The organism is Sorangium sp. So ce590 (assembly GCF_051521365.1).
GTDB lineage: Bacteria > Myxococcota_A > Polyangia > Polyangiales > Polyangiaceae > Sorangium.
In genome coordinates this window covers 10,251,753-10,265,331 of record NZ_CP150346.1, presented here as the reverse complement: position 1 = coordinate 10,265,331, position 13,579 = coordinate 10,251,753, and the positions used below count along the sequence as shown (strand labels likewise).

The following is a 13,579-nucleotide window of genomic DNA, read 5'->3' as shown; positions in this document are numbered from 1 at the left end:
GGCCGGGGCTCAGGTGGCGCGGACGAGGGGCGTGTCGACGAGGTGCTCGGACAGGAACCACACGTGCATCTCGTTCGTGCGGAGGACGTCGCTCATGAGCAGGTCGGCGGTGCCGTCGTCGCGGTTCTCGGTCGTGAGCTTCACCGCCTCGCGCGTCTCCGCGAGGATCCTCTCGTGCGCGTCGAGGAGGCGCGACAGCTGGGCGGGCACCTGCTCGCGGCCGCGGGGCGGCCGCTCGACCTTCGTCATCTCCGCGACGTCGTGCGCCATGGCGACGGCGATGCCGCCCAGGGTCTGCACGCGCTCGCCGAGCAGGTCGATGAGCGCGGTCTGCTCCTTGAAATGCTTGTCGAAGAGCAGGTGCAGCGGGTAGAAGGTCGGCCCGGACACCTGCCAGTGGTGCTTCTTGTAGAGATCGCGGAGGACGAGGGTGTCGGCCAGGATCTGATTGAGCATCTTGACGCTCGCCGCGCGCTTCTTCGCGTCGAGCGATAGCGGATACTCCACGATCGTCCCGAAAGGCTGGATCTCTCTGCTCCGCTGGCGCAGGAGGGGCTGGGCCTCCAGCGCCCGCGTTTCTCCGCGCTTGCCACGTTGTTGCTGCTGCTGGCGCTTCGATGTCATGGTCCCCTCCACGTCGCTCGGTTCATCGGGTATCTAAGGCGGTTGCCCGCTCCGTCCAAGGGTGGAGGCCCGGAGTCGCCTCCGCGCGGGGCGGCTCGGCCAGGCGCCGGCGCGCCGCGCCGCATCGGCCGCTCGCATCCGGCCGGGATCTCGTGCAAAGTCGAGCGCAGCATGAAACGGCTCCTGCTCACCAGCGCGCTCCCCTACGCCAACGGGCACATCCATATCGGCCACCTCGTCGAGTACACGCAGACCGACATCCTCGCGCGCTACTGGCGCATGATCGGGCGGAGGTGCATCTACCTGTGCGCCGACGACACCCACGGCACGGCCATCATGATCCGCGCGAGGCAGGAGGGGCGGAGCGAGGCCGACGTCATCGCCGGCATGAGCGCGGCGCACCAGCGTGATTTCGCGGCGTTCCAGATCCGGTTCGACCATTACGGCAGCACGAACTCGCCCGCGAACCGGGCGCTGTGCGAGCAGATCTGGGCGTCGCTGCGCGAGCGCGGCATGGTGACCACGAAGGACGTCACGCAGCTCTTCGACCCGAAGGAGGGCATGTTCCTGGCGGATCGCTTCGTCAAGGGCACCTGCCCGAAGTGCGGGGCCGGGGACCAGTACGGCGACAGCTGCGACCGGTGCGGCTCGACCTACGCCGCCACGGATCTCGTCGAGCCGAGGAGCGCGCTCACGGGCGCGCGGCCCGAGGTGCGCAGCGCGCAGCACCTCATGGTGGCCATCGAGCCGGAGCGGCCGTTCCTCTCGACCTGGACGCAGGGCGAGGGGCGGATGCCGAAGGAGATCGCGAACTACCTCGCGGGCCACTTCCTGTCGGAGCCCCTGCGCGACTGGGACGTATCGCGCCCTGCGCCGTATTTCGGGTTCGAGATCCCCGACGCGCCAGGGAACTACTGGTATGTCTGGTTCGACGCGCCGATCGGGTACATGGCCGCAAGCAAGGAGTGGTGCGACCGGGAAGGCGAGGCGTTCGACGACTGGTGGCGATCCGAGGAGACCGAGATCGTCCACGTCATCGGGAAGGATATCGTCTATTTTCACACGCTCTTCTGGCCGGCGATGCTCAGGGCCGCGCGCTTCTCGCTGCCGTCTCGCGTGCAGGTGCACGGGTTCCTGACGGTCAACGGAGAGAAGATGTCGAAGAGCAAAGGCACGTTCGTGCTGGCCTCGACGTACCTGAAGCACCTCGACCCGGCGTACCTGCGTTATTACTACGCGAGCAAGCTGAGCTCGAAGGTCGACGACATCGACCTGAACCTGGAAGAGCTCGTGAACAAGGTGAACGCCGAGCTCGTGAACAAGGTCGTGAACCTGGCGAGCCGATCATCGCGCTTCGTGGCCCAGACGGGCCTGTCGGCGGCCTATCCGGACGACGGGGGGCTGTTCGCGGCGGCCGCGGCGGAGGCGGACGCGATCGGGGCGGCGTACGCGGCGTTCGACTACGCGAGGGCGACGAGGATCATCGTGTCGCTGGCGGATCGGGCGAACGAGTATGTCGACCGGATGCAGCCGTGGGCGCTGGCGAAGCAGCCGGAGAAGGCGGCCGAGGTGCAGGCCGTGTGCACCGTGGCGCTCAACCTGTTCCGGCAGATCGTGATCTACCTGGCGCCCGTGGTGCCGAGGCTCGCCGACGGCGTCGCGCGGCTGCTCGGGTGCCCGATGGACCGGTGGGAGCTCGCGAAGACGCCGCTTGTGGGGACGCCGGTGGCCGCGTATGAGCACCTCATGAAGCGGGTCGATCCGGCTGCAGTGGAGAAGATGATCACGGAGAGCCGCCCGGCCGAGGAGGCGGCGGCGGGCGGGGCGGGGACGCCGGCCGCGGTCGTGGCGGCGGAGACGCCGGCTGCGGGCCAGGCGGCCGGCGGGGGCGCGGCCGCCGAGGACGACGGCGCGGCGCTCGCCAGGGAGCCGCTCGCGCCGGAGTGCACGATCGACGACTTCACCAAGGTCGACCTGCGCGTGGCGCGCATCGTCGCGGCGGAGCACGTGCCCGAGGCGAAGAAGCTGCTCAAGCTGACCGTCTCGCTCGGCGGAGAGGCGCGGCGAACGGTGTTTGCCGGGATCAAGGCGCACTACAAGCCGGAGGACCTGGTCGGGAGGCTCGTCATCGTGTGCGCCAACCTGGCGCCGCGGAAGATGAAGTTCGGCCTCAGCGAGGGGATGGTGCTGGCGGCGGGGGACGAGACGGTGCACCTCCTTTCGCCCGACTCGGGGGCGAAGCCGGGGATGCGGGTGCACTGAGGCGAGGCGGCGCGGGCGCGACAGCCCCTCTCCGATACGGCCCCGCCGAGGGGGCGCCCGGCGCGGCGCCGGGCCGCCGTGCCCAGGTCGTGGGCACGCCGCTGTCCACGGCGTGGATACGTCGCGCGGCCGCGGCGTTCGGCGCTATCGTCGGGGCCTCCCGATCGCCGAGGCCCCCGTGAGACCCCTTGTCGCCCTCGCGTACTACCCGCTCTGGGCCGTGGCCGTGACCGTCGCGGTCACCGCGCTGCGCCTCGGGCGCAACGTGGGCCGCGGCCTCGTCGCCCTCTGCTTCTTCCTCGCCTTCTGGGTCACAGGGCTCATCCTGCTCGAGACCGAGGGCACGGTCGCCCTCGCCGAGCACGTCCTCCCGAGCGGGATCATCGTCGCCGCGGGCCTCGCCCACGCTTACGCCGACGTCGCCGGCGCCTCGCGCCGCCCCGTCGCCGCGGCCTACGCCGTGAGCGCCGCGGTGACGCTGCTCGGGGCCGTCTCCCCGCGCCTGCTCTACGGCCCTGCCGCCCGCTCGCCGGGCCCGCTGTTCCTCCCGCTCGCCGTCGTCATGGGCCTCGCCGCGGTCGCGGTCGGCGTCCGGCTCGGGCGCGCGGCGCTCGCGGCCCGGGGGCTCCAGCAGCGGCGCATCGCCGCGCTCTTCTTCGGCAGCGTGCTCGCGACGCTCGGGGGCGGCTTCCTCGTGGTGCTGCGTGTGCATGGGCTCGGGGACGTGCTCCTCGGCGCGCCGGTCCTCCTCCTCGCCATCCTGCTCGTGGCCTACGCGGTGCTCATCGGCGAGCTCGGGCGCTCCCGCCGCGTCTTCGCGCAGGCGCTCGCCTACGCCGGCCTCACGGCGTTCCTCTCGTCGCTCGGGCTCGTCGTCTTCTTCAAGATCCTGCCCGCGCTCGCGCCCGGCGGCGGCGCGTCGCTCGCCTGGCTCGTCTTCGTCACCTTCCTCGTCGCGCTCCCGTCCGACCCGCTGCGCTTGCTCGTCGTGGAGCACCTCGGGCGCCGGATGTTCAAGAGGCCGATCGGCGTCCGCGATCTCGCCGAGGAGATCGAGCGCGTCGAGGTGCGCGCCGACCAGGCCGAGCGGCTCGCCGAGCTCGGCCGGCTCGCGAGCGCGGTGGCGCACGAGATCCGCAATCCGCTCGGGGTCATCGCCGCCCAGACGAAGCTGCTCGAGCGGCAGGGCGCGAAGCCCGAGACCGTGGCCTCGCTGCGCGGCCAGGTCGACCGGGCCAAGCGGTTCCTCGACGATCTGCTCCGCTACAGCCGCCCGCGGCCGCTCGAGGTGAGCGAGGTCGACGCGCTCTCCACGCTGCGGCTCGCGGCGAGCCACGTCCGGCAGATCGTCGGCGAGGGCGCGCCGCCGATCGAGATCGCGCCCGAGACGGGCGGGCCGATCTTCGTCGAGGCCGACCGCGGGGCCTTCCTCGACGTCGCGACGGCGCTGCTGCAGAACGCGGCCATCGCGCTCGAAGGGAGCGCCGAGGGGCGGATCCGGGCGGTCGTCACGCGCGGCGAGGGCGGCTTCGTGGTCGTGCGCGTGGAGGACAACGGCCCGGGGGTGCCGGCCGAGATCGAGGCGATGCTGTTCCAGCCGTTCGTGACGGGGCGGGGGCGAGACGCGAGGCACCCGGGCACGGGGCTCGGCCTGGCCGTCGCGGCGCGCTGGCTGGAGCGGCACGGGGGCACGCTGCGCCACGAGCGCGTCGCCCAGGGAGGCGGAGGCGGCGCGCGCTTCGAGGCGCGGTGGCCTGAGAGGGCGGCGGAGGCGGCGGGGTGAGGTGGGGCCGCGCCGCTCGGGCTCGTCCCGGGTTGCGCGAGAGAGAGGTCTGACCGGGCTTGCCCGGCCCCCGGCGGCGAGGGGGACTCGCCGGGGCCGCACGGCGCGCCAGGATCCGGGTTGCTCCCGACCGTCTCGGCGATTACCCTCGAATTATTTGTGCTCGTGAGGAATCTTGGTCAAGGCGCTAGCTCCGTCCGCGTTCTCTGACTTCGTCCTGCTCCTTCTCTCGGCAGCGCCCAAGCTCGGTCTACCGATCGACGCGGTCCTGCGAAACTCCGGGCTCCCGCCGGGGGCGCTCCGCCAGCGCGGGCTGCCGATCTCGCTCCGCGCGGCGCGGCAGATCTGGTCCTCCGCCGAGGAGGTGAGCGGCGATCCGCTGATCGGGCTGCACGCCGCGGAGCAGCTCGACGTCGGCTCGCTCGACCTCTTGGATTATCTGACACGGAGCAGCAGCAGCTTCGGCGAAGCGCTGGACCGCTTCATCCGCTTTGCGCCGCTGCTCGCCAATGCGGGCGTCCTGGGCCTGCAGGTGACCGGTCGCCGCGCGCATTTCCGCCATTTCTCGCCGGACGGCGTGCCTGCCGTCGCGGATCTCCTCTCCAGCTTGATGGTGCTCCGGGCGCGGACGTTCTCCGGTGAGCACATCCGCCCGCTGGCCGTGCGCTTCCGGCACGGCCGCGAGCGCGTCGGCGGCGAGTACGAGCGGATCTTCGACGCGCGGGTCGAGTTCGATGCCCCCTGCGACGAGCTGGTCTTCGATCGGGAGCTCCTGCAGCTGCCCTTCCATTCCGCCGAGCCGCGCCTCTGTGAGGTCCTCGAGGACTGCGCGGAGGCACGGCTCCGGGCGAACAGCAAGGTCGGCGAGACGCCGGCGGCGGCCGCCGCTCCGTCGAGCTTCGTGAACGACGTCCGACTGGCCCTCCAGATCTGCGTCGCCGCGGGCAACCCGAACATCGATCGTGTCGCCGAGCACCTCGGCGTGAGCTCGCGGACCGTCCAGCGGCTCTTGCGAGAGCAGGGCACGTCGCATCGCGCTCTCTTGATGGAAGTACGAACCGAGCTCGCGAACCACTATCTAGCCTCGTCCAACCCCACGAGACGCACGCTCGCCGCCGGGCTCGGCTATGCGAGCGCGCGCTCGGTGTCCCGCGCGCTGCGCCGCCGGTGAGCCGGAGCGCACCGGCGGTCCTGAGAGAAAGGGACTCTACGCCCGCGCGCGGGACATGATCGATCGAAGGCGCGGCGCGCCGAGGCCGCCGCGCAGCGTCACGGATACCATTGAATCTGAAGCTGCCTGTTGCCCGTCGTGTTCACCTGATAGACAACGTCGTTCGCGGTGCCCGGGAACGGGATCGTGGTCAGCGCGGACCAGCTGTTCGCCGGGGCGTTCTGGGGCGCTCCGCCGTTGGCCGACACGCTGACGCCGTTCAGCGGGACGCCGTCCGCCGGGCTCATCTGCAGCGTCAGGGTCGCCGGCGTCCAGGTGGTCGGGAGGCTCGCCCGATCGATCTGGAAGCACGCTGACCCGTTGATCGAGGTGACGATCGCCGTGCTCATCGCCCCGAGGCTCTGGCAGACGGGCGTGGACGGCGTGGGGTCCTTGTAGAAGCCGAACGTGTGCTGCCGCGTGAACATCGGCACGGTGGCGCTGCCGACGTAGTCCGCGAACACCGTGACGTCGTGGCTCCCCGTCTCGGTGAACTGGTCGACCTTCATCGAGTAAACGCCGTCCTGGTGCGTCGTGTCGCCGTGCACGGCGGAGCCGTCGTCATGGAGCGACAGGATCGTGACCGCGCCGCTCGGACCGGTGATCTCCGCTCTGAGCGCGGCGCCCACCAGCGGGCTGCCCAGGTGGCTCACCTCGGCCTCCACGATGAGCGGCGCCGCCCCGACGTTCAGCGTGCTCGCCGTGACGTCGAGCGTGATCGGATCGGCCAGGGTCGACACCGCGGAGTAGAGGTAGAGGGGCTGATCCGAGCTGTTGACCGCGCAGAACTGCCAGAACCCCTCCTCGTAGGACTCGGTCAGGTTCAGGGAGAAGCGCTTGAAGCTCTCGGCCGAGAAGAAGGTCATGTCGGAGCCCGACGTGGCGAAGTTCGTCTCGGTGATCACGGGCGTCGGGTGCCCCTGCGGGGGCTGCAAGTACACGTCCGGCGCGGCCGCGCCGACGAAGATCATCGTGAAATCCACGATCTGAGCCGCCGAGACCAGCGTGTCTGCGCACGACGTCGACTGCGGCGGGACCTGCGTCAGCACCTGATCGATCATGCCGCCGTCACGGCAATCGTTCGCCATGCGGTTGAACGCGCCGATCAGCTCCAGCTGGTCGATCGCGGTGTCGCTGTCGGCGCGCAGGTAGACCCCGGGCGAGAACCCGTAGTTGGCCGCGATGTCGCTCATCATCGACTCGTCCGCCCCCGACCCGAGCGCGATCGAGTGGACCTCGTCCACGCGGCTGTAATAGGCCGTGTAGAAGTCGCTCGGGGCCGGCGGCGTGTTGTGCTGCCCGTCGGACAGCAGGATGACGCACTCGCGCGCGCTCTTTGTCGGGCTCTCGGCGACCAGCATGCCGAGCGCCTCCTCCAGGCCGGACCCGATCGAGGTCACCCCGCTCGCGACGAGCGCGTCGACCGCGGACTCCAGGCCGGACGCCGGGAGCGCCGTCATGGGGTACGTGATGGACGAGGTGTCGGCGTAGCTCGCCACGCCGAGCAGCTCGGTGAACGACTGCGACGCGGGCACGTTGCTCGATACGAGCGTGTTCCAGTAGATCTTGGCCGCCTTCTTCGCGAGCTCGATGCGGTCGCCGGACATGCTGCCGGACCGGTCGATGACCAGCACATGGTTTGTGTCGAGCGGGGCGACCTGCGCCCGCGCCGTGGACACCCCCGCCACGCTCGTGAGGAGGCCGCCGGCGACGGCCGCGAAGATTCTGAATGACGTTCTCATGGTCTCCAATCCTTCTGCAATCTTGATCAAAACCAAAGGTTGAGCGCGCCGGCGATCAGGGTCTCCGGAACACCACATCGAGCTTGGGGAGCCGCGCGGCGTTCGCGTTGTCGCTCGACATGAACGAGACCTCCCGGTAGTTCACCACCTCACTCTCGAGACGCATCAGGAAGCCGTGGTTGCTCGCGGGCGCGCTCAGCATGTCCCGCACGAGCTCGGTCACGTCCACGCCCGCGTAATCCTGACCGTTCGACGTGCTCTGCGGCAGGAGCACTTGGTGAAGCGACGTGGCCGTGGGCTGGTTGGCCCAGGTCACGGTGTTCTCCTGCCACGCCGAGGTGACGCGCTGGAGCAGGAAGGCGTTGGAGCCGCCATACGTCGAGTGCCCCGGGAGCAGGCCGTTCGCGGTGCCCTGGCCGTAGATGCGCGCGTCGGGATCGGCGTAGAGGCTGAGGCGCGCCCGCTCGATCGTGGAGCCCGCCGGGATGGTCGACAGATCGAAGCGGAACAGGCTCCGGTTCACGTAACTGGTACCGCCGGCGGTCCACACCCCCGCCGTCATGTTCGGGGAGCTCCCGTTGTTGGTCCCGACGCCCGCGCCCAGGCTGGTGATTGTCGCGTCGATGCCGGCGCTGCCGGGCTGCAGCGTCACCCGCTCCGGCTCGTTCTCGCAGTGGCCGCCGACGACGAACACGCCGCTCACCGCGTCGCACTGCGCCTCGTAGGTCGGCGTGTGACACGTCCCGTCGGGCTCTGTGCAGGAGCCGATGGGCTCGGCCCCGCAGGCGTCGATCTCGGCGCAGCTGTGACCGCTCACGAAGTAGCCGCCGGCCTCGCGGCAGCTCGCGCTGGAATTGATGCCGCCCGTGCCGAGATCGGTGCAGGCCAGGGACCGGCAGCACGCGCCCTTCGTCTCCGGCTTGCAGCTCGACGAGCAGCCGTCGCCGTTCTGCGCATTGCCGTCGTCGCACTGCTCGGACGCCTGCTGCACGCCGTCGCCGCAGCAGCGCTCGACGGTCACGCCCGCGTTCTTCACGACGGAGCACTGGATGACGTCGTCCTCGGGGCCCTGGCACGTCCCGCTCACGCAGGTCTGCCCCGGTCCCGTCGTGCAATCCGCGTCGTCGATGCACGTGCAAGGCACGGTGTCCTCGGAGTGGTCGTCGAAGCAGGCCTCCACCTCGGCGAGCCACGCCTCGGCGAGGGCGCTCCGGTGCACGAGGTTCGACGCCTCGAATCCGTCGCTCGTGTTGTACAGCAGCGCCGCCGGGTCGAACGTGGGCGTCGGGTTGTTGATGATCGCGCCGCTGAAGGCGCCCAGCCGCAGCTGGTTGGAGATGGCGGAGCGCTGCGTGTCGAGGCAGCCCCAGTGCATGAGCAGGTACAGGTGCGCCTCCTGGCACGGGAAATTGAGGTTGCCGCGCAGGCCGCTCACCAGTCCGACGTAGGAGCAGGTCCCGGTCACGAACGCCTCGGCGAGCGCGTCCTGGTCCTGCAGCCACTCCATCATGGGCCGACCGTCGATGCAGAGGTTCTCCATCGTGGACACCTGCTCTCCCAGGTTGAAGCCGAAGTCGATGACCTCCTGCACGCTGCCCGTGACGGCGTCCGTGGTGGGGGGCAGCGGGTCCTCGGGGTAGAGCGGCAGCTCGTCCTTGCACCACGAGAGGAAGTCGCCTGTCTCCGACGTGACCGTCGCATAGCGGGTCACCTCGTCCGGCTGGTAGTTCGTCACCTGGCCGAGCGACGTGCTGTCCCACTGGTACGTGGCCTCGAGCCCGGGCTGGAACCAGGCCTTCTCGACCGAGCCGATGTCCCAGGAGCGGCGCCAGTCCCAGAGCGTGAACTTCTTCGGCTTCTTGAACAGCTTCACCTCGAGGCCGACGTGGATGCCGGCGTTGAGCGCGGCGATCAGCTCGATCTCGCTCATGCCGTAGGTGGCGATCGCGTGGGCGGGCGCCTCCTGGTTCTTCATCCCCCAGATCACCTGCTCGGCGTACTGGGCGCCGGCCTGCGGCGCGCACGCGCCGTCGGGCGTGCAGACCTGACCGTAGCCGCAGGCGGTGTCCGCGGTGGCAGCGTTGTAGTTGCAGCGGCGGGTGCACGCCCCCTCGACGCACGTGCGGCCTGGCTCGCTCGCGCAGGTCGGGTTCGGGTTCGCGCTGCACAGGCACTCGACCGGCGTGCCGCCGACGGCGCACAGCTTCTTCACCGTGTCGCAGGTCTCGCCGCTCCCGCAGTCGGCGTCCGACGCGCAGCCGCACGCGGACTGGAAGCCGGCGTGGAGCGGATGGCACCCGGGGCCCCGCCACTCGACGACATCGCTCCGGGTCTCGGTCACGCAGCGGTACGCGCCGAAGGTGCCGGGGCACTCGGCCTCCGTGAGGTCGTACTCGACGGCTCCCGGGACGGACGCGTCGCAGTCGCTGGCGATCTTGCGGACCGTCGACGGCAGCGTGTCGCTCACGTAGATGTCGCCGGAGGGCAGCACGGCGACGCCCCCGGGCAGCTCGAAGATGGCGTCCTCGGCCAGCCCGTCCAGCCACACGGTGCCAGGCGAGCCGGCGATCGTGGCGGTGGCGCCGAGCGCCGGATCGAAGCGCCGGATGCGGCCGGGCCTGTTGCCTTCGCCGATGAACACGCTGCCGGAGCCGTCGGTCGCGAGCGCCTGCGGGGAGGTGAGCCGAGCGGCCGTCCCCACGCCGTCCGCGGAGCCCGCGGTGCCGTTGCCGGCCACGGTGGTGACCGTCGCGGTCGCGATCTCGAACCGGCGCAGCGCGTGGTTGAACGCGTCGGCGATGTACAGGTTGCCGCGCCCGTCGGCGACGATGCCGGCCGGCTCGGCGAACCGGGCGGCCGATCCCACGCCGTCGACGTTTCCGGACGACGAGGGCTGGCCGGCGACGACGGTGGCGGCGCTCGTCGCCAGATCGATGCGGATCAGCGTGCGGGCCCCGCTGTCGGTGACGTACAGGCCGCCTCCGTCCACGGCCACGTCGCGCGGCGTGCCGAGCACCGCGCGGTCGACCACCGTCGTGACCTGGCCGCTGCTCAGCGTGAGCTTGCGGACCGTGCGGCCGCCGCGATCCGCGATGTACAGCGCGCCGTTATGGAGCGTGATGCCCGAGATCGTGTTGAACCGCGCGGCGGTGCCCACGCCGTCGGTGGAGCCCGAGGCGCTCGATCCCGCGATCGTCGTCACCGCGCCGCTCGCCAGGTCGATGCGGCGAACGGCCGTCCGGTCCGCGACGTAGAGCAGGCGCGTGGCCGGATCGTGGGCCAGGTCGCCGGCCTGGAGGAAGCGGGCCTGCGTGTACGTGCCGTTCACGAGGCTGCGCAGCCCGGCCTGGCCGAAGGGCGACGACGTCACGGGGAGGCAGCAGACGCCGTGCTTCTGGCAGCCCGAGATGTCGCGGAGATCGTCGCTGCGCACGTTCGTCGTGCAGGTGCCGTCGCTGTTGCACTCGTCACAGGTCTTGTTCGCGTTCCACTGGGCGGTGAAGCCTTGCTGGAAGGCGCTCTTGAGCTGCTTGGCCGTCTTCTCCTTCAGGAAGGTCGAGAACAGCTCGTACGAGAGCTCGCCCGGGTCGCACAGCGCCTGGGTGATGCCCGTCCAGTCGTCGATGCAGGCGCGGCCGCCCGCGACGAAGGAGATGCAGCAGGAGTTGTTCGTGTCGAGCGGGGAGCAGCCGAGGTTGAGCCCGGACTCCTCGACGAGCCGGTTCGAGCAGTAGGTCTGATCTTTGTAGTTGAAGACCGGCTTGCACTCGAGGTCCTCGTCGGGGTTGCTGTTCACCAGCGCCTGCTCGAGCGCGGTGTTGAGGTCGACCACGCCGCCGGAGCCGCTCGGCTTGAGATCCACGGAGAAGCCGATGCTCGCCTCCACGCCGACCTTCAGCCGCTTGCCGAGCGGCACACCGAGGAAGAGCTTCGCGCCGATCTCCGGGCGCACCGAGACCTCCGTCCCCGCCTCGGCCGTCACGTCCGGCGCCTGGAACGGGTGCATGTTGCGATCGAAATCGACGTTCTCGATCTTGTGGTTCGTGTGCTTGTTGAGCGCCTCCTGCAGGCGCTTGCGCATGAAATAGGCCTCGTCGTACCACTTGACCCCGGCGCCGAGCCGGAAATACGGGATGAGGAACGCGCCGGGGACCGGGGGGAGCGGGATCTTCGTCAGCTCCTTCTCGATCGGCTTCATCTGCAGATCCAGGTTGAGCGCAGCGGCCATGACGGCGGCGGAGCGCCCCTCCCAGCCCTCGACCGGCTCCGCCGCGTCCCTGGGCCAGGTGGCCGGGCTCGGAGCGCCGCTCGGCGTGTAGTCCGCCGTGTAGGAGAACGGCATGTAGGTCCCGATGAGGAACTCCTGCGGAGACACCCGGCCGTCGTGGTCGGTGTCGAGCGATTCGGTCTGATCCTCGTCCGCGAGGTAGAAGACCCCGTTCTTCTTGGCGGCGGAGAGGCTCAAGCCCCCGCCGCCCGAGTGGCCGAAGGCCGCGATGCCGAGGGGGGCTTCGCGGTTGAACCACTTGTAGCCGTCGAGCTGCATGTCGAACTCCATCCCCGGGAGGATGCTCAGCGTCTCACCGAACGCCGTGACGGCGAAGCCGCCGGTGCGCATCTGGGCGCGTCGCTCCTTGCTCAGGTTGTGCGACGTGTAGCGGCCGCCGATGCCCCACTTGCCGTTGCCGCTCTCGGCCAGCGTGGCGTACGCGCCGTGCCCGGCCCAGGGGATGCACATGTGCAGATCAGGCCGCTGCTCGGAGTAGCTGCCGAGGTGGTATCCCTCGGTGTACAGGTCGATGTAACACTGGATCTTCGCGAGCAGCTCCGTGGCGTTCGAGAGCTCGCCGCCGAACTGCTCCAGGAAATCCGCGAAGCGCCCGTCGGCGATCTCGCCGGCGATCTTGTCGAGCCACTTGATCGTGCTGAGGGCCCATTTGGCCTTGCCCGCTTCGCTCTGCTGGATGTCGTTGGCGAGCCAGACGAGCACCCCGGTGCTGCAGTCGTTCGCCGGCGTCGTGACCGGGTCGCAGAAGTCGGAGCACTCCTCGTAGGTCGTCTTGTCCTGCTGGATGACGTCCAGGCACTCGGCGGCCACGCGCTGGGTGCAGATGCAATTGCCCTTGTCCGCGTCCTCGATCGTCTCCGTCTCGAACTTGTTGATCGCCTCGGACGTCTTGTTGACGATCGACGAGAGGAGCTGCATCGACTGCAGGACGTGGAAGTTCGTCGTGATGTTCTGCAGGTCGGCGCCCTTCGGGTTGGGGCTCTCCGGCATCTTGCCGAGCTGGTTCGGGTCGCACGCCTTGACCTTGAACTCGACGCCGGAGCCGCCGCCGGCCCCGCTCGCGCCGGTGGAGGCGCTGCTCGACGCGCTGCCGGTGGAGGCGCTGCTCGACGCGCTGCCGGTGGAGGCGCTGCTCGACGCGCTGCCGGTGGAGGCGCTGCTCGACGCGCTCCCGGCGCCCGAGCCGGTCTCGAACTCCTGGAAGACCGGGTCCGGCCGATCGGGCTGCTGAGACCACTTCGGCCAGCTCGGGGCGCCGTTCTGGCAGCCCAGATCGTCGGCTGCGCAGAGCGCTTGCTGCGCATCGCCAATGGGCTCGCTCGGGTCGTCCGCGCCGCCCTCGCAGGCGGCGGCGACGATGCCCAGGCAGAAGAGGAGTGGGAGGCGCCCTGCGCGACTGGAAATCACGAGGGCGTCCCGTGATTGAATGAGCTGACGTATCAGCACGGACCTACGAGCTGTCATTGAATCAACCCCGACGGCCTGGTCGGCCGAGATGAGCGGACGTGACGCGGTCGTCCGCCGGGCGCGCTCGCGGAGCGGCTGGCGGTCTCCCGTGATGACCTGGACTAGCTGCCTTCGGGCGGGCCGCGAAGGCGACAAAGCGCGCCAGGGGGTGACAAAACCCGCCAGGCGCCGCGCGCCCGCGCGTTCCGCGGTGACGCGGGATC

General features: G+C 70.2%; 7 protein-coding genes. 4 read left to right on the top strand and 3 right to left on the bottom strand.

Annotated features, from left to right (window positions below):
• Window positions 1–9 precede the first annotated feature (9 nt).
• Complete coding sequence (locus WMF28_RS38890; protein WP_437598691.1) at window positions 10–624, bottom strand: Dps family protein; 615 nt, start codon at window positions 622–624, stop codon at window positions 10–12.
• 171 nt (window positions 625–795) lie between these two features.
• On the opposite strand from WMF28_RS38890, the gene metG reads away from it, so the two are divergent.
• The 3 genes from metG to WMF28_RS38875 all read left to right on the top strand — a co-directional run bounded on the left by metG (window position 796) and on the right by WMF28_RS38875 (window position 5,840).
• Window positions 796–2,886, top strand: coding sequence for a methionine--tRNA ligase (gene metG, locus WMF28_RS38885; protein WP_437598690.1), 2,091 nt, complete (start codon window positions 796–798; stop codon window positions 2,884–2,886).
• 178 nt (window positions 2,887–3,064) lie between these two features.
• Window positions 3,065–4,669, top strand: a complete 1,605-nt coding sequence (locus tag WMF28_RS38880) for a sensor histidine kinase (protein WP_437598689.1) — start codon at window positions 3,065–3,067, stop codon at window positions 4,667–4,669.
• A 175-nt stretch (window positions 4,670–4,844) separates the two neighbouring features.
• Window positions 4,845–5,840: an AraC family transcriptional regulator ligand-binding domain-containing protein gene (locus WMF28_RS38875; RefSeq protein ID WP_437598688.1), complete on the top strand. Its 996-nt coding sequence runs from the start codon at window positions 4,845–4,847 to the stop codon at window positions 5,838–5,840.
• Between the two features lie 98 nt (window positions 5,841–5,938).
• Here WMF28_RS38875 and WMF28_RS38870 read toward each other — a convergent pair whose 3' ends face one another.
• Complete coding sequence (locus tag WMF28_RS38870) at window positions 5,939–7,621, bottom strand: VWA domain-containing protein (protein WP_437598687.1); 1,683 nt, start codon at window positions 7,619–7,621, stop codon at window positions 5,939–5,941.
• Window positions 7,622–7,676: 55 nt separating this feature from the next.
• Window positions 7,677–12,899: a DNRLRE domain-containing protein gene (locus WMF28_RS38865; RefSeq protein WP_437598686.1), complete on the bottom strand. Its 5,223-nt coding sequence runs from the start codon at window positions 12,897–12,899 to the stop codon at window positions 7,677–7,679.
• Window positions 12,900–12,927: 28 nt separating this feature from the next.
• Here WMF28_RS38865 and WMF28_RS38860 point away from each other — a divergent pair, with 28 nt between their 5' ends.
• Window positions 12,928–13,140 (top strand): hypothetical protein, encoded by a 213-nt coding sequence (locus WMF28_RS38860; protein WP_437598685.1) that lies wholly within the window; start codon window positions 12,928–12,930, stop codon window positions 13,138–13,140.
• Window positions 13,141–13,579 lie beyond the last annotated feature (439 nt).

What these genes read in the sequence shown, in the direction of transcription:
- WMF28_RS38870 (WP_437598687.1), bottom strand. Translation starts at nt 7,621, where the DNA reads ATGAGAACGTCATTCAGAATCTTCGCGGCCGTCGCCGGCGGCCTCCTC.
- WMF28_RS38890 (WP_437598691.1), bottom strand. Translation starts at nt 624, where the DNA reads ATGACATCGAAGCGCCAGCAGCAGCAACAACGTGGCAAGCGCGGAGAA.
- WMF28_RS38865 (WP_437598686.1), bottom strand. Translation starts at nt 12,899, where the DNA reads ATGCCGGAGAGCCCCAACCCGAAGGGCGCCGACCTGCAGAACATCACG.
- metG (WP_437598690.1), top strand. Translation starts at nt 796, where the DNA reads ATGAAACGGCTCCTGCTCACCAGCGCGCTCCCCTACGCCAACGGGCAC.